Source organism: Candidatus Villigracilis saccharophilus, from assembly GCF_016711665.1.
The window spans coordinates 26,179-42,005 of the sequence record NZ_JADJSO010000023.1 but is presented as its reverse complement, the minus strand read 5'-3'; the positions used below and the strand labels follow the sequence as shown (position 1 = coordinate 42,005).

Genomic DNA, 15,827 nt, shown 5'->3' with positions numbered 1-15,827 from the left:
TTCTCCCCATGATAAGCAGAAGCACAGATCGGCATTATGGCTGTCCTCGTATGGACATTATAGGATTAGGCTGGATTCACTTCTGAAACAATTTTTCGTTGGTGGGTAAAGAAATTATCCTCAACAAACTACCCTATGCACAAAGCATGTCTCGCATATTTCATCCACGATCTCATGAACGGCTTGCGACACTTCCACGCTGACAGTTTCACCGAAATCATTGGACTTGGGCTGTATGCCGATCAAAGCCACCATGCAATTCAGTTCAAGGGTCAGGTAGCGCGCGAGCATGGAAAGGGGCAGACTGTGGGTGGACGCGCTCATGCCTTCGATGGATTGGATCGGAACCCAGCAGATCGTACCGGGCACATCGCGCATGTCAGCCGCATCTATTAATAGAATCAATTCGGGCGCAAAGCTGCGTAATTCACCGGTCACATTTTCGGGGGCGTGACCCGCTTGAATGACAAGCAAATGGCTGGCATCTGCCGCCTGTTCGCGATGTTGTATCTCACGTGCCACGAGCATTCCAGCGGCATCGTCATTGCGGAGCGGATTCCCGATTCCGACAATCGCAACGCGCGGGGGTTCGCCAGATTTACTTGACAGTTGATTCAGCAGCTGGCTTAGCGAGGTTTGCCAGGAGTTGTTCGACATCTTCATCTTTTCCATAATAAATTGTAAACTCCTCTTTATTGAGGGATGCGTGTTCCCAGTCTGTATTGGACATGCCCATGCATTTGAACCTGCAATTGATGGCGCATTGCCCGCAATAGACACAGCGGTCCATGTGATACTTCAATACGAAGCGCTTGGCAGCACGGTCAAGCGTGACGAGTTCAATGGCTTTGGATGGGCAGTCTTTGACGCACAGACAGCAGCCAGTACATGCGGTTGGATTGTATTGCAGGTTGCCGCGGAATCTTTCAGGAGTGGGGGTTCTTTCGATCGGATATAGTTGAGTGGCGTTCTTCTTAAAAAATGACTCAACAATATCCTTGAGCATGGTTCCAATTTTCATAGCGCCAATCCTTTCCATAAGATCATGACCAATAGCTGTGCCAGAACCAAGATCGCACCGAAGCGCCACCAAAGCCCGACGGTCTGGTCAATGCGCAGGCGGGTCAGTAAAACCTGAAACACAGACATAACCAAAAGCAAGGCAAGTGACTTGAATAAAAATGATGGAATGCCGTTCAATCCGCCGAGATAAAAGGAGGAAACCAGTGACAACCCGATGATCAATTCCACAGACCTGCTGATTTTGAACATGGCCAGGCCGCGTCCGCTGTATTCGGTGAGCGCACCGGCGACGATCTCAGTTTCCGCTTCAGGAGCGTCAAAAGGCGGTAGTTCGAGCTTCCCCATCAAGCCGATCAGCGCAACAATGAATCCAACGGGTTGAGTTAAGATCAGCCAATGGTTTTGAGTGTAGCCGTTGATGGTGTTGATCTGCCAACTCCCCGCGACCAGAGCAGGTCCGAGCATTGCCAGCAGGAACGGCGCTTCGTATGCAAATAATTGGGTCAACGTGCGGGTGGCGCCGATCAATGAGAAACGTCCACTGGTGTTCCAGCCAGCTAGGCCGACACACATCGTAGGCAGGCTGAGCAGGTAGATGGTCACGATCAAATCACCGGGGAAGTTGGAAGCGGGGTTTAATCCCATCAACGGAACATACAGAGCGGCGGTCAGTGCGCCTGCGAGTGCGGCAACTGGCAATCCAAAAAACAGATATGGATTTATGATCGCAGGCTTGATCTGTTCCTTGGCAAAAAGTTTGAGCGCATCTGCAAAGGGCTGGAACCAGCGCGGACCAACGCGATTCTGAAAGCGGGCCACCAGTTTGCGGTCGATCCATTCGTAGAACATGCCAATCAATATGAGTGTCAGCCCGGCGGGAAATATCAACAGTGTAAAGAGTGATGTAAATGTGTTCATCGCTTGTAATACTCAATTCCATATTCGCGCAGCTGCTTCCACGACCAGTTCTCATTGCTGCCAGGGCGCGTTACCGTGACAACTCGGTCATTGCATGAGAAACACGGATCCATACCAGCGATCAACATCGGCACATCTGCAAGCTGACGGCCGACTGCCTTCTCAAGCACAGAGACCCAATTGCAAAGGCTGGGCGTGCGGATATGAATCCGCGCGGGGGTTTCCCCACCGTTACTTTTTATGAAATAAAATAATTCTCCACGCGGCGCCTCGATGCGGGAAATCGTTTCTCCCGCAGGAATTTTGCGCGGCATGCGGACTGTCAACGGACCTTCGGGGAGATTATCCACGATGGTGCGCATGGCGAAACACGAAACCAGTAACTCCTTCAAACGAACTTCACAGCGGGCTTCAAGGTCGCCGTTGGTTTCTGTCACCGCGCTGACGGGAAAATGAGTGTAGGCGCCGTAAGGAGCTTCAACACGCACATCCCGTACCAAGCCTGAAGCGCGCGCAGTTGGGCCAAGCAATCCAAATTTTACGGCTTCATCGAATGAGATCGTGCCGATGTTGCGTGTGCGGTTAAGGAACATTACATCCGTGGTCACGACTTCAAGATAATGGCGGATGCGTGTTTCGAGATAAGTTAATCCTTCCTTGACGGCTTTTGCCTGCTCAGGGCCGATATCACATTTGACCCCTCCAAGTAGATTCGCAGAATAATTGACTCGGTTGCCTGTGATCTGCTCAAGCAGATTCATCACGGTTTCGCGGTCACGCCATGAATACATGAACAAAGTATCAAAGCCAGCTTCGTGGGCGGCAACTCCCAGCCAAAGTAAATGACTGTGAACCCGTTCAAGCCCCGCCACCAATTCGCGGATGGCTTGCGCGCGCGGCGGCGCTTCGACCTGTGCGAGTTTTTCCACCCCGAGGCTGTATGCCATGGCGTGAGTATGTGAACATATTCCGCATACGCGTTCGAAGAGATATAAGTTCTGGATCCAGTTGCGGCTCTCGGCGGCTTTCTCAATGCCGCGATGAGCATAGCCGAGTCGCATGCGCGCGGCGGTGACAATTTCTCCGTCCACGGTGAATTCAAAATGGCCGGGTTCTTTGAGCGCGGGGTGCTGCGGGCCGATTGGGATAACGAAAGTATTGCCGCCAACAACTCCCTGCTCGGGTAATTCGTCAGCATGGCGGCCAGCTACCGGCGCGGCTTGATCGGGCGAGAAATCCGCCCGCATTGGATACACATTCTCAGGCCAGTCATCGGGCAAAAAGAGGCGTTCGCTGATATTTAATCCACTAAAGTGGAAGCCTAACATTTCCTGCATCTCGCGTTCAAAAAATGAGGCAGGCGGAAGAATATCCGCGATGCTTGGCAGGCTGGCGTTATCGTGCGGCAAACGAATGCGCAGGGACGTGATGGCGGGGCCGCTGCAAAAGTGATAGAGCGCTTCCATTTGAGCAGAAACAGGCCCAAGGTCCAGACCGGTGATCGCGGATAAATATCCCCAGTTTGCTTCATGTAATGCAGTCACCGCGGCGCGCAAATCATCGCCAGTAATGACAATATCCAGACGATTTGATTCAGGATGAATCGTTTCCTTGTTCCATGGGGCGAGAAGCTGCTCGGCTTGTGCTAAAAGTTGTTCGATGTTCATGCGGGCATCTCCTCGGCGATCATTTGTCTTCTGCTGTTTGCGGGCTTTGCCGCCCTTTAGCTCGGTCAGCAATTGAACGATGCCGTCGATGATGGCTTCGGGACGCGGCGGGCAACCGGGGATGTACACATCGACTGGAATGACATCATCAACCGAGCCGACGCAGTTGTAACAGCCTTCGAAGACACCGCCTGAAATACTGCACGAACCAACCGAGATGACGAATTTCGGCTCGGGCATTTGCTCGTAGGTGCGGATCAAACGCTCGCGGGCCTGGCGGGTAACTGGTCCAGTCACGATCAGCACATCCGCATGACGGGGACTGCCCTGAAGTTTGATGCCGAAGCGTTCCACATCGTAGCGCGGCGTCAGGGTGGCGAGTATTTCAATATCACAGCCATTGCAGGAACCGCTGTTAAAATGCACCGCCCAAATGGAATTTTGCCGCGCCCAGTCGCGTACTTGATTAATAACCTTTGTCCAAAGTTGAGAATTATTATTCATGGTTTCACCATTTCTATCCGAGGATCAAAGCGATCAATGCCAATATCAACCCGAGCAAATAAATTACGGTGACCGAGGAAAGATCGCTGCTGCCGACCATGATCACACCGAGATGTAATACCGCAAAAAATAATGCAATCACAAAAAACTGACGATAGCCCGGCGCAGCGGGAATCGGGTCATAATCTTCTCCGCTGGCGTAGGGTTCTGATTTGAATTGAGAATTGTGTCCTTTGGCTGCGAATAACCGTCCGAGACCAGATGCGGCTGAAACGGCGAGACCGTAGATAAGGAAGGCAATTAATGGTGTAAGGAGTAAGTTTGTCATAGGTTTATTTTCCAAACATGGTGATCAAAGTTTGTGCGGCGGGAATGGTTACCCAGTCCATTAGCTGAGGTGCAAAGCCCAGGATAATCACTGCCAACATCATGATCACCAGCGGTAATGCAATCGCCAGCGATAAACGTTTGCCTGCCAACACTTGAGCGGATGGCGATTTGCGATACATCATATTCACCAGCGGCGCATAATATGCCAGCGAGAGCACGCTGTTGAGCGCCATGAAGATCATCAACGCAATGATCCAAGTGTTCTGTGTTTGAAAGCCAGCCACAAAAATCTGCCACTTGGACATGAAGCCAGCCAATGGCGGCAAGCCGCCGAGTCCCAGCACGGCAAGGCTCAAGGCAAGCGCAACCATCGGATATTTTTGCGCGGTTCCAGCAAGGTCGGTAACCATCAACGAGGCATGCGAATCATTTTGCAGGAACAGGCCATAGATCAACGCGCCAACAGACAGGAACGCGAGTCCCTTCATCAGCATATGGTTAAAGAGATGGAAGAACGCGCCTTGTGCGCCAAGATCCATTCCGGAATAAAGCGCGATGCCAAGTCCCAAAAGGATATAGCCAATGTGACTCAGACTCGAATACGCCAGCATGCGCTTGACCACAGTCTGCCGCAGCGCCAGCAAATTTCCGTACAGCATATTTAGCGCGCCAAACGCCATGAACAAAATTCCCCACGAGAGTGAGAAACCTGGCAGCACCGAAAGGGCACGCAGCATTGCGATCAAACCGACTTCAATGACCACGCCAGAAAGCATGGCGCTTATTCCGCTTGGGGCTTGCGAATGCGCGTCGGGCAGCCATGTATGCAATGGGACAATCGCAACTTTGACTCCAAAGCCGATGATGAATAATGCACCCGCTCCCAACAAAGTCAAACGGTTCACATCTGACCCGCTGAATGCTTCTCGAATCCCGCTCAGATCCAACGTCCCGGCATTGGCGAGAACCAGAGCGATACCCATTAATACCATCACGGAACCAATCGCGCTTTGCACGAGATATTTCATGCCTGCTTCCAGTGAAGCGGCTTGTTCACGATAAAAGGCAACCAATAGATATGACGAGATCGCCATGCCTTCGAACCAGATCCACAAATTGAACAGGTCACCTGAGCAGGCGAGACCGATCATCAACCCGATCATCGCCAACAGCATGGCGTAATATTTTTCTTCGCCCACTTCGCCAGCCATGTATGGGCCAGAGAACAAAATGACTAAAGTGCCAAGCGTGAGGATCATGGCGGCCGCCAGCAGACTGATCCCGTCCACGCGCAGCCAGATGGCTTCAATATTGAATTCCTGTATGCCGCCTGTGAGGAAAGTTTGCATTGAAAGCACAAAGGGAATCCACGCGAGCAGGATGGCGAGCAGAGCCAGTCCGCGCACAAGGTAGGAGCGGCGATGCAAGGTTGTCTCATGTGTGCCGAGGCGGCCTGACAGATAAACAATCGGCGAAGCGACCAGCGGAATTAAGATCATGCCAATGAAAGTCAAGAGTGTCATTTATGCACCGCCCCATAACAGCACTGCCAGCACAATAAATAATGCGCCGATAATGCCGAGAATATTCCAGTTCAATTGACCTGTTTGTGTGATACGCAGACCTTCAGCAAATTTGCTGACTGTACTCACAACAAAATGATTCACTGATTCAAAACCGAAAGAGGATTCGGTCAATGTATTGAGCCAGCGCGGACTTTCTGTCAGCGCAGCCTTTCGTCCCAAAGTGAAGAATAATGTCAAACCAAGAGCAATGACCAGTAAAGCGACCCAGGTGGCGGGTGCGAAGCTGATCGCTTTGACCATCTCCAGTGTGGATTCCTCTTCGATCCCATGAAAGGGCATGGACTCAGATAACAGCTTGTTTAATCCGCCAAAAAATAACCATGTGGTACATGTGCCGATGGATAACAGGGCAAGTGAAATTTTCATCGCCATGCCAGTTTCGTGGACATGCAGTTCTTCGCGCGGTGTGCCGAAGAAGACCATCCATGTCATGCGGAAGGTGTAGAAGGCGGTCAGGCCTGCGCCGATCAGCATGAGGATGTACGCCCAGAGCGGCGAGTGTTCGAGGCCGACTTCGAGAATAAGTTCCTTGCTCCAGAAGCCGTTGAAGATCGGAAGTCCCATCAACGCGAGCGCACCGATGATAAAGACATTTCGAGCGAATGACATCTTTGCAGTGAGTCCACCCATGCGGCGCATGTCACGAGTGCCAACTGCATGAATGATGGAACCTGCTGTAAGAAAGAGCAGAGCCTTGAAAACAGCATGACTCAACAAATGGAATTGACTTGCAAGCACACCGCCCGCGCCAATTGCATAAACCATATAACCCAGTTGACTGACCGTTGAATATGCCAGCGCGCGTTTGAGATCAGTGGCGGTCAAGGCCATGAAGGCAGTGATCAGCGCCGAAGTGACGCCAACCATAATGACCGCAGTTTTCCATCCAGGAACAGACTCAAACGCAGGATAAAAACGCGCCAGTAAATAAATGCCCGCATTGACCATCGTCGCGGCATGGATCAGCGCGCTGATCGGCGTCGGCGCTTCCATTGCATCTGGCAGCCAGGTGTGAAATGGAAATTGCGCTGACTTTGCAGCGGCGGCGATTAGGAAACTAAAAGCCATGAACGATAAGGCGATTGCTGGAATTGAATTGGCATTTGCAAGTACATCTGCAATTTGAAAACTTCCAAGGTTTGCATAAGCGATCAACGTGCCTGCTAATAAACCAACTCCACCAACTTGGGTAATGATGAGCGCTTTGATGCCGCCTGCTACTGCTTTTGGATCGTCATTGTAGAAAGAGATCAATCCATATGAACAGAGCGCGGTGATCTCCCAGAAGAAAAATGTGAATAACAAGTTTCCGCTTAAGACCAGTCCAGCCATTGCGCCGATGAAGAACAAGACCATGAAGTAATAACGTCCGAGTTGTGCTTCACCTCGCATGTAATCGACTGAGAACAGAACTGCCAGTGAACCGATGACGGTAGCAATGACAGTCAATGTCACGGCGAGTCCGTCAGGGACGAAGGTCAGGTTACCGAAAGCAGGAGCAAGCGTCAGATTAATTGCGGAACGCGAATCTACATAAGCCAAAAGAATCAGCGAAGCAATCCCAGACAGCAGACTGAATATCACAGCCAGTGTATGTTGTGCTTTTGCACGCCAATCGCCAATCGCCCAAACAACAAGTGCGCCCAGCCAGGGAATGCCGATGATAAGAAGAATTAATATGCCAGCCATATCAACCTTTTAGAGTGGAAATCTTCGGCACATCCAATGTGCCAAAGCGACGGCGCACCTGCACAGCAAGTGCGAGCCCGACAACAGCCACGATCGTGTCGGCTACGATAACTGTCGCAGCAGTGGATTGTCCCAAACCTAAGTTGCCGCTGACTTTTCCTGCAAAGATCAATGCCAGCACAACAGCTTTTATAAGAATTTGCAGCATCATCACGACTTTGATCAAGTTGCGTGTGATGAGCAGTCCATAAAAACCAACACCAAGCAAGCCAGCGATACCAATCAGAATAATATTGAGAGGGGAAAAATTCATTGATGTACCTCTTCGCTATGACCAGGCGTTCGCTCTGATAACAAGCCTAAAACGCCCATCACACCAGAGAAGATCAAAACGACCTGTATCCAGACATCCAGGACGCGCTGGCGCCATAGGACACTGGCGAGGTCAACTGACCCCATCAAGCCAGCGAACTGAATTGCGGGGTATACCATCCATGCCAGCAAGATCGTCACCGTGGCAACAAGTCCAATAGCCAGCGGCTTTGGGATTACAGATGTCGGGTCAAGCGCGTCTTCGCCCACCACGCTTAATGCGTAGACCATCAGCACCGTGACCAGTCCCGCACCCACCGAGAGTTCCATCACTGCCACTTGAGTTGCGCCCAGCATGAAAATGACCACCGAAGTCAATGCGCTAATACACGCCAGATATAAAGTTGACGATAGGATTCGTTTTGATACAGTTGCACGATACGCGCAGAAAATAGCCCCCGTCAGAAGAAGAAAATACTCAATATATTCGATCATGTTCAACTCCAACGTACATTCGCCTTGGGCGTTTATCAATCCCCTGCCCGCCTCGTATTGTGAAATATACCACAAACAACCATTTACAGACACCCATCAATATTCTAATGAAGCCCAATGAAAAGTGGACTTGCAACACAGAGCACGCCATAGTAAACTACACGCCATGAATACGAGACCTGCTTACCCAATGGTGTTAATGACCATGGCCATGCGCCCGATGCACAGCATAATGCGAATGGAAATGTTCTGCTGCGCCAATTGGAAAGCACGTTAGGTTTACACACGTGAACGAAAACGGGCTGTCCATTTCGCGGACAGCCTTTTTGTTTGTAAAAGCGGATATTGGAAAATGGGTGATGGTTAATGGAGTCATCAATAACCCATTCCCAGCCAATATTTTCCAGCCACGATCCATGAGCCATTAAGTTCCCCATGATCCATTACGGAGTTACCCATGAATGAAAATATACTAATTGCAGTTGCCTGGCCTTATGCCAATGCCGAGATCCATGTTGGAAACCTGACGGGTTCTCACCTGCCCGGGGACATTTCCGCACGCTACCATCGCCTCAAGGGTGACAAGGTGCTGATGATCACCGGCACGGACTCACACGGCACACCTGTCACCATGAGCGCGGATAAACTTGGCAAGCCCGTTGAAGAAGTGTACAAGTTCTATCACGAAGGTTTCATTGAACTGTTCAAGCAGATCGGCATTTCGTATGATCTGTACACCACCACGCACAGCGAAAATCATTTCAAGGTTTCGCAAAGCATCTTTTTAGCCTTGCAAAAAAACGGATTCCTGTTCAAGAAGACCGAGCCGCAATGGTTCTCGCCCGGATTGAACCGCTTCCTGCCTGACCGTTACATCGAAGGGACTTGCTACATCTGCGGCACTGACGGCGCGCGCTCTGATCAATGCGACGCCTGCGGAAATGTGCTTGATCCAACCAAATTGGTTAACCCGAAATCAAAGGTCGAAGGCGATACATCCTCGCCAGAATTGCGCGACACTGAACATTTCTTCATTGATCTCTCGAAGCTTGAACCCGATGTTATCAAATATCTCAAAGACCGCGCCGAATATATGCGCGATACCGTCCTGGGCGAATCGCTGAGGAAGATCGAAGCCGAAGGTCTCAAGCCGCGCGCCATCACCCGTGACCTCGATTGGGGCATCCCCGTCCCAGTGGATGACCCAAGCTGGGAAACAAAAAAACTTTACGTGTGGTTCGAAGCGGTCATCGGATATCTCTCCGCCCCCATTGAGTGGAGTCAGGTATCGGGTAATGGCGAAGCGTGGCGCGATTGGTGGACGAATCCGAAAGCGAAGCAATATCACTTCATTGGCAAAGACAACATCTTCTTCCACACATCGCTCTGGCCCGCCGAGTTAATGGGCGTGGGCAGCGCGTTTATGGAAATTTTTGCCCCACCCCAGCCCTCCCCAGATGGAAAAGCGCCATCTGGAGAGGGAGTCAAGTTGATCCTGCCGTATGACGTGCCCGCCAATCAATTCATGAATCTCGAAGGCAAGAAGATCAGCGGCTCGCGCAATTGGGCGGTTTGGGGACGCGACGCGCTGACCCGCTTCGACCCTGATGCGCTGCGTTATTACCTGACCGTCAACATGCCCGAAAGCAAGGACAGCGATTGGGATTGGGCCGAGTTCGTGGCGCGCAACAACAACGAGCTGGTGGCGACCTGGGGCAACCTCGCGAATCGCGTGCTGGCATTTTGTTATAAGAATTGGGATGGGCAGGTGCCTGATGTGGAATTAAGTACGGGCGGATCGCGATCCGCCCCTGCATTGCGTCCCGCGGACCTTGAACTGCTCGCCACCATTGAAAATGGATTCAACACTGTAGGCGCGGAACTCGATGCCGTGCGCCTGCGCTCTGCATTGGGCGAGACAATGAAGCTCGCCACCGTGGTCAATCAATATCTCGATGTCAACGCGCCGTGGTCCGCCATCAAGGTGGACAAGGAAGCTGCATCGAAAACGGTTTACACCGCGCTCAAAGCCATAGACTCGCTCAAGGTGATGTTCGCGCCGTTCCTGCCCTTCACCTGCGAAAAATTGCATGGCTTCTTCAATTACGAGACTCCGCTCTTCGGCGAGCAATACACCGAGACGGTCAAGGACTCGCTCGGCGAGCATACGGTGCTGAGATATAAGCCCATTGAAGGCTTGCAATGGAAACCCAGCGAGCTACAGCCTGGGAAGAAGTTGAATCAACCGGGTCCGCTGTTTAAGAAGTTGGAGATTGAAGTGATCGATGTAGAGCGGGAAAGGTTGGGAAAGTAAATTAAAAATCGGATGTCGTTATGACATCCGATTTTTTTCTTAATCGTCCCGCAAAGAGCAGTATAGGGTTTTTATTAAGTTTTCTTTATTTCTTGGGCGAAATTACCAAGCGAAAACCCAAATTATCACTACTATTCTCCGCCCGTGCCCTATTTCGAAAAGCACAACGCGCATTCTTTGCAAGATTAAAAAATGATCCTCCTTTTAACACTAATAAATCCGTTACATTATGTTTGGTTTGCCCATTAGATTCTGCATATGGATATATTCTATACACAGACCGAGTCCACTCCCAAACATCACCAGCCATATCAGATGCACCATAAGGACTATCCCCATAAGGAGCATACATTCCTACCGGGGTTATATTACCTTTACCGCTTTCATGAACATTACATTTTTCACGATCGAATTCATCGCCCCATGGATAAATCCGGCCATCAGTTCCACGAGATGCTTTCTCCCATTCCGATTCTAATGGCAGGTCAAAAACATAACCTAAAGGCAAATCCGCTTGGTAGATTTTATTCAACCAACGAACAAAATCCTGGGCATCCTGCCAACGCACGTCAACAACTGGCAATGATTCCATGCCATTTTTCGTTCGAAAAGAGAATCCATCATCAATTGCAAAGCTTTCATATTGTTCGTTTGTTACCAAGGTTTTACCAATCCAAAAATCATATGGAATATCCATTTCAAACTGAGGGCTTGCAATTTCAATATCATCACTTCCCATTAAAAATTTACCCGCAGGTACTTGTACGTATTCCATTTTGCCAAAATAAATTGTCTTTACCCCCAATTTATTATCAGGTAACTCGCCCACAGATGCATTTTTATTTAATATATTTCCGTAAATTTGAATATCAAGACTGTCTTGCCTCAGTTTCAAGCTGGCTAACAATCGTTTATAAGCGACCTCCCTACCACTGGCAGGAAAATAATCGGCATATTGCCATAAACGCAACCTTCTCGGCGGATTACAATCCTCCAAACGCAATGGAATAATAAAAATTGCTTCTTCCGGTTTTTCCAGCGCAATATCCAAAACAAATTTTAATTCACGTTGAACATATCCCTCTTTTGTTACTGACTTATTGGAAAGACATAGAATCACCGCATCGGCGGTTTCCACCGCTTTCTCAATTTCCATATCCCAATTCTGACCTGGGAGAAGCTTTTCTTCATCTAACCACGGATCAATCCAGCCTTCGGCGTTGAGTCGCTGGTAGAGTTCGCGGACAATGGGCTTGTCCTGCGAAGAATGGCAAAGGAAGACGCGGAGTTTGCGGGTTTCGGTCATGTGGGTTTCCCCGAACGTGGGATGATATTCACAGAATATACGGCAGAATTCTTTTTACATCTTCAAAGTAGTTTTTGACACAACTGCAATTGGTCAAAACGAAAACTCCCTGCAGACCGGAAATTTCTGCAAGGAGTTTCTGTTCATCTTAGCCAGGAATATTACGTTGTCAGCTCAAACACGACCCCGCGAATTAATTTCCATTCCAGGATATGCCGCCAGTCAAAGATGCCTCGTCCGCGTGATTTCACGTCAACTCCTTCTGTAAGCGGGCCAACCTTGACTTCAAGGATGCAATGATATCCATGCTTCTCGCGCTGGGAGGAATTAAATTCCTCAAGGATCTGCTTTAGGATCTTCTCCGACTCGGAATTGGGGTCGAAATTCTGCCCATAGGAAACGAATTCGCGGCTCACACCGCCTGTCAGGACGTGAGTCAGCGCAAATGTGGCGGGACCGCTGACCCCGTTCAATATAACGATAAATTTTTGCGTCTCGGATTTTGAACAATATGGGTTAGGCACAACCACCAGATGAGCATGAACCGTAAATGGTTCAGGTGTCGCGGTCTGGCTGACAAAGCTGCCCGCGATCTTTTTATTTTTTACAAAAGGCGCCAGGAACCCTCGTTCCCTTTCTCCCTGATCTGTATATTCGCGATAAAAAGTACTGTTGACCCTGGTATTATCTGCAGTCGCACCCTCCTCCACCGGCTTGCGTTTGAAAGCTACCACAGCGTTAGGCGCGTGATTCGCGGCGTCAAACGCCGGGTCCGCGCCAAACCAGTATTCCTTATCCACCCCATAAATTTTTCCGAGAAGCAGTTCCGTGAGCGGATTGACATCCGGGGACGCGATGATCACACAGTTCTTTTCACTGACCATCTCCTCCAGTTTTTCGATATATACGTCCCGCCCGACGATCTTCTTCCCGACGACATGCTCAATCTGGTAAATGGGCGACTCGATGGTGGCGCGATATTGGTGGCTTGCAAAGTAGGAAGTTAATTCAGACGCGGCGCGCAGGTCCCAGTCACCGATCATCTCGCGCCCGATATCCTTGTTGTGCAATGCGCCTGTGAATATCGAAACCTTTCCCCTCTTTTCCAGCATCTCATCCCAGAGCCTGCGGCGTGACCATTCGGTGAAATCGGAAAGGATCATTTGATGAAGAGTTTCCTCCACTTCACTCGCCAGTGAAGATGGGTCCTTCAGGGAAAAGGTCATATGCCAAAGTGCGCGAATATCAAATGCCAGGTCATCGATCGCCTCGCCCTCCCTGGCAATGGTCGTGATCGGTATGACATTCTTGCCGCGCGCGTGACAATACCCCAGCCAGAAATACATCATCGGATTGCAATTCTTCCCGCCCGTTCGAATGATCGCGCAGAACGATTGCTCTATCTTCTCAAGGATGTCGTTAAAATTGGCATCCTTCTGTACTTCCCTGGCTGTGCGAAGTTCATTTATTAATGGATAGTAGGTATCTGGGATTTTTATTGAAAGCTGGCCGCCTTTTATTTCTGTTGAGATGTTGTCAATTGCGACCCCGACAGCGGCGGCAACATTTGAAGCAAAACTCAAAGAAATATCACCGACCATATCATCTTGTGGATGCTGCTCTCCCAATGAGTTAAAACTCCCGCCCGGAAAATTCAGATTGTCAATTAACAATGTGGTCGGCATCGTCTCAGCCGCGAAGGATGCGCTGCGCTGCCAAATATAATTACTAATGGGGAAATGTTCCATCATAAGCGGCTTAAGGTCTTCATACGCATATGATTTACAACCGGCTTCACTAAGATATTTCGATATCTCCACCCCAAAGGTCTCTTTGTAATGATAGATCGTTACGATTTTTGACCGATGCCATAGGCCAGCCCCAACTCATAAAACACATTGGCGTTTGGCATGGAAATATCCGCGATGACAAAATCCGATTCCTGGATCTTCTTGCAAATTTTTTCACAGATCACATAACCGGTCTTGCGGACCTGATCCGCCTTGATAATGCTCACGGGTCCATCGGCTGCCCCGTAGGAGGAAACAAACCTCTTCAAACAGAGATCATAAAATACGGAAATATTAGGCCGAAAAGGAAGGATCATAAAACCAGAAAATGACTGCTTCTCCCGCCGATGCTCAAACTCGCGGTCAATTTGTTCGGTATAGACGCACCCCTTACCCGTCATGAAACATGGATTTATCCGACGATGCGGCTTGGTAGCTTTTTCACGAAACTCACTTCTCTCATCAGACACGTTTGCCTCCCAGGCGCGGATAATCTCTTCAAGTGTTCGATATCGTTTCCAACCTGTAATCATTGTACGTCGAATTCACATAAATACAAGTGACGATCTTCACAAGCTACTCGCTTATGAGAGTGTACTTCAATTTATGAAGATCGCCGGAGCCTGGCAAATCAGGTATACAATGTAAAATATGGAAAATATCGATCACCCACAAAGGAGACCCAATGACCACTGTATCTGCTGAAATACATGTACACGCCCCGCTGAAACTTGCCTACCGCGCCTTTACCAATTCCACTTCCCTGCGCGAATGGCTGTGTGATGTTGCCACGGTCGACCCGCATCCGCGCGGGCGTATGTATCTCTGGTGGCGTGGAGATTTTTACTCGAGCGGTCATTATCTTGAATTGGATGAAGACAAACGACTCAAATTCCGCTGGTTCTCAAGCATCGATCCCGCCCCGACCGAAGTGACTGTTACCGTTACCGAGATGGATGGCGGCACGCTGATTCGGATGGATCATGAAGTCCCTGATGATTCCGCGTGGTCAAAATTAGCGGAAGGATTCCGCGCAGAATGGACGGGCAGCTTGGAGAATCTCAAATCCGTGCTCGAAACCGGGCTGGACCTGCGGATCGCCAACCGTCCCATGCTGGGAATCTTCCCCGGCGATTTCACCGAAGAGCAGGCCGGTGTGCTGGGAGTTCCAGTCCGTGAAGGCATGCGGCTGGATGGTGTCGTGGATGGAATGGGCGCGCAAAAATGCGGTCTGCAAGCCAATGATGTGATCGTCGAAATGGCAGGTCATTCGATCAGAAACGATGCCTACAGTCTGCCAAATGCCATTGCCGGAAAGAAAGGCGGTGACAAGATCGAGGTTGTCTTCTATCGCGGTGCCGAAAGGAAAACCGTCACAATGGAATTAAGCAGGCGTCCGATGCCTGAGGTTCCATTCAACGCGGTTGAGCTTGCCGGTAAGGCGCGTGAATTATATAAAGTCGGATTGGCTGAAGTAGAGGGTTGTTTTGAAGGAGCTACAGATGCTCAGGCAATGGCCCGTCCTGCTCCACAGGAATGGAGCGCGCTTGAGACTGTCGCCCACCTAATTCAAGGGGAACGCTTTAATCAAACCTATCTCACCAGCCTGGTCGACGGCTACGAACTGGTCAACGACGGCTTTGGAAGCAACGTCCATGCCCAGGTACAGGCAACGGTGGCGGCAAACCCAAGCATCGAATTAATGTTGAGCGAACTGCGCCGCGCGGCTGAAGAGACCCTTGCCTATGTTTCCTTCCTGCCTGATGAATTCGTCGCAAATAAAGGAAGTTTCTATCGCTTCGGGTCTGTACTACTCCAACCGAATTTCCACCTGACAGGACATACACAACAGATCAAAGACGCGATTTCCGCCGCATTGAAATAGAATGCGAA

General features: G+C 50.0%; 14 protein-coding genes. 2 read left to right on the top strand and 12 right to left on the bottom strand.

What is annotated here, in order from left to right; genetic code table 11:
• Positions 1-120 precede the first annotated feature (120 nt).
• The 9 genes from hycI to IPL17_RS09615 are packed head-to-tail and all read right to left on the bottom strand — an operon-like array spanning position 121 to position 8,524.
• A complete protein-coding gene (gene hycI / locus IPL17_RS09655; protein ID WP_345306877.1) occupies positions 121-672 on the bottom strand; it encodes a hydrogenase maturation peptidase HycI in 552 nt (183 codons plus the stop codon).
• Entirely contained in the window at positions 599-1,021 is a 423-nt protein-coding gene (locus tag IPL17_RS09650; protein WP_345306876.1) for a 4Fe-4S binding protein, read from the bottom strand. The genes hycI and IPL17_RS09650 overlap by 74 nt, the downstream gene beginning before the upstream one ends.
• Positions 1,018-1,941, bottom strand: coding sequence for a complex I subunit 1 family protein (locus IPL17_RS09645; protein ID WP_345306875.1), 924 nt, complete (start codon positions 1,939-1,941; stop codon positions 1,018-1,020). The genes IPL17_RS09650 and IPL17_RS09645 overlap by 4 nt, the downstream gene beginning before the upstream one ends.
• Entirely contained in the window at positions 1,938-4,112 is a 2,175-nt protein-coding gene (nuoB, locus tag IPL17_RS09640; protein WP_345306874.1) for an NADH-quinone oxidoreductase subunit NuoB, read from the bottom strand. Before nuoB ends, IPL17_RS09645 begins: the two co-directional genes overlap by 4 nt.
• A gap of 13 nt (positions 4,113-4,125) precedes the next feature.
• Positions 4,126-4,440 (bottom strand): hypothetical protein, encoded by a 315-nt coding sequence (locus IPL17_RS09635; protein WP_345306873.1) that lies wholly within the window; start codon positions 4,438-4,440, stop codon positions 4,126-4,128.
• 4 nt (positions 4,441-4,444) lie between these two features.
• Positions 4,445-5,965: a proton-conducting transporter membrane subunit gene (locus IPL17_RS09630; RefSeq protein ID WP_345306872.1), complete on the bottom strand. Its 1,521-nt coding sequence runs from the start codon at positions 5,963-5,965 to the stop codon at positions 4,445-4,447.
• Positions 5,966-7,717 carry an NADH-quinone oxidoreductase subunit L gene (locus IPL17_RS09625; protein WP_345306871.1) on the bottom strand — a complete coding sequence of 584 codons (1,752 nt, stop codon included), beginning with the start codon at positions 7,715-7,717 and terminating at the stop codon, positions 5,966-5,968.
• A gap of 1 nt (position 7,718) precedes the next feature.
• Positions 7,719-8,030 carry an NADH-quinone oxidoreductase subunit K gene (locus IPL17_RS09620; protein WP_345306870.1) on the bottom strand — a complete coding sequence of 104 codons (312 nt, stop codon included), beginning with the start codon at positions 8,028-8,030 and terminating at the stop codon, positions 7,719-7,721.
• Positions 8,027-8,524 carry a hydrogenase subunit MbhD domain-containing protein gene (locus IPL17_RS09615; protein ID WP_345306869.1) on the bottom strand — a complete coding sequence of 166 codons (498 nt, stop codon included), beginning with the start codon at positions 8,522-8,524 and terminating at the stop codon, positions 8,027-8,029. Before IPL17_RS09615 ends, IPL17_RS09620 begins: the two co-directional genes overlap by 4 nt.
• Positions 8,525-8,981: 457 nt before the next feature.
• On the opposite strand from IPL17_RS09615, the gene IPL17_RS09610 reads away from it, so the two are divergent.
• Complete coding sequence (locus tag IPL17_RS09610; protein ID WP_345306868.1) at positions 8,982-10,838, top strand: class I tRNA ligase family protein; 1,857 nt, start codon at positions 8,982-8,984, stop codon at positions 10,836-10,838.
• Between the two features lie 85 nt (positions 10,839-10,923).
• On the opposite strand, the gene IPL17_RS09605 is transcribed toward IPL17_RS09610, so the two are convergent.
• The 3 genes from IPL17_RS09605 to IPL17_RS09595 all read right to left on the bottom strand — a co-directional run bounded on the left by IPL17_RS09605 (position 10,924) and on the right by IPL17_RS09595 (position 14,404).
• Positions 10,924-12,144 carry an SUMF1/EgtB/PvdO family nonheme iron enzyme gene (locus tag IPL17_RS09605; protein WP_345306867.1) on the bottom strand — a complete coding sequence of 407 codons (1,221 nt, stop codon included), beginning with the start codon at positions 12,142-12,144 and terminating at the stop codon, positions 10,924-10,926.
• 161 nt (positions 12,145-12,305) lie between these two features.
• Positions 12,306-13,895, bottom strand: a complete 1,590-nt coding sequence (locus IPL17_RS09600) for a hypothetical protein (RefSeq protein ID WP_345306866.1) — start codon at positions 13,893-13,895, stop codon at positions 12,306-12,308.
• Between the two features lie 98 nt (positions 13,896-13,993).
• Entirely contained in the window at positions 13,994-14,404 is a 411-nt protein-coding gene (locus IPL17_RS09595) for a hypothetical protein (protein WP_345306865.1), read from the bottom strand.
• Between the two features lie 215 nt (positions 14,405-14,619).
• Here IPL17_RS09595 and IPL17_RS09590 point away from each other — a divergent pair, with 215 nt between their 5' ends.
• Complete coding sequence (locus IPL17_RS09590; RefSeq protein ID WP_345306864.1) at positions 14,620-15,819, top strand: SRPBCC domain-containing protein; 1,200 nt, start codon at positions 14,620-14,622, stop codon at positions 15,817-15,819.
• The last annotated feature ends 8 nt before the right edge of the window (positions 15,820-15,827 follow it).

Coding starts and splice junctions, on each gene's coding strand:
- hycI (WP_345306877.1), bottom strand. CDS start 672: ATGGAAAAGATGAAGATGTCGAACAACTCCTGGCAAACCTCGCTAAGC.
- IPL17_RS09620 (WP_345306870.1), bottom strand. CDS start 8,030: ATGAATTTTTCCCCTCTCAATATTATTCTGATTGGTATCGCTGGCTTG.
- IPL17_RS09625 (WP_345306871.1), bottom strand. CDS start 7,717: ATGGCTGGCATATTAATTCTTCTTATCATCGGCATTCCCTGGCTGGGC.
- IPL17_RS09645 (WP_345306875.1), bottom strand. CDS start 1,941: ATGAACACATTTACATCACTCTTTACACTGTTGATATTTCCCGCCGGG.
- IPL17_RS09635 (WP_345306873.1), bottom strand. CDS start 4,440: ATGACAAACTTACTCCTTACACCATTAATTGCCTTCCTTATCTACGGT.
- IPL17_RS09605 (WP_345306867.1), bottom strand. CDS start 12,144: ATGACCGAAACCCGCAAACTCCGCGTCTTCCTTTGCCATTCTTCGCAG.
- IPL17_RS09600 (WP_345306866.1), bottom strand. CDS start 13,895: ATGATGGAACATTTCCCCATTAGTAATTATATTTGGCAGCGCAGCGCA.
- IPL17_RS09610 (WP_345306868.1), top strand. CDS start 8,982: ATGAATGAAAATATACTAATTGCAGTTGCCTGGCCTTATGCCAATGCC.
- IPL17_RS09615 (WP_345306869.1), bottom strand. CDS start 8,524: ATGATCGAATATATTGAGTATTTTCTTCTTCTGACGGGGGCTATTTTC.
- nuoB (WP_345306874.1), bottom strand. CDS start 4,112: ATGAATAATAATTCTCAACTTTGGACAAAGGTTATTAATCAAGTACGC.
- IPL17_RS09630 (WP_345306872.1), bottom strand. CDS start 5,965: ATGACACTCTTGACTTTCATTGGCATGATCTTAATTCCGCTGGTCGCT.
- IPL17_RS09590 (WP_345306864.1), top strand. CDS start 14,620: ATGACCACTGTATCTGCTGAAATACATGTACACGCCCCGCTGAAACTT.
- IPL17_RS09650 (WP_345306876.1), bottom strand. CDS start 1,021: ATGAAAATTGGAACCATGCTCAAGGATATTGTTGAGTCATTTTTTAAG.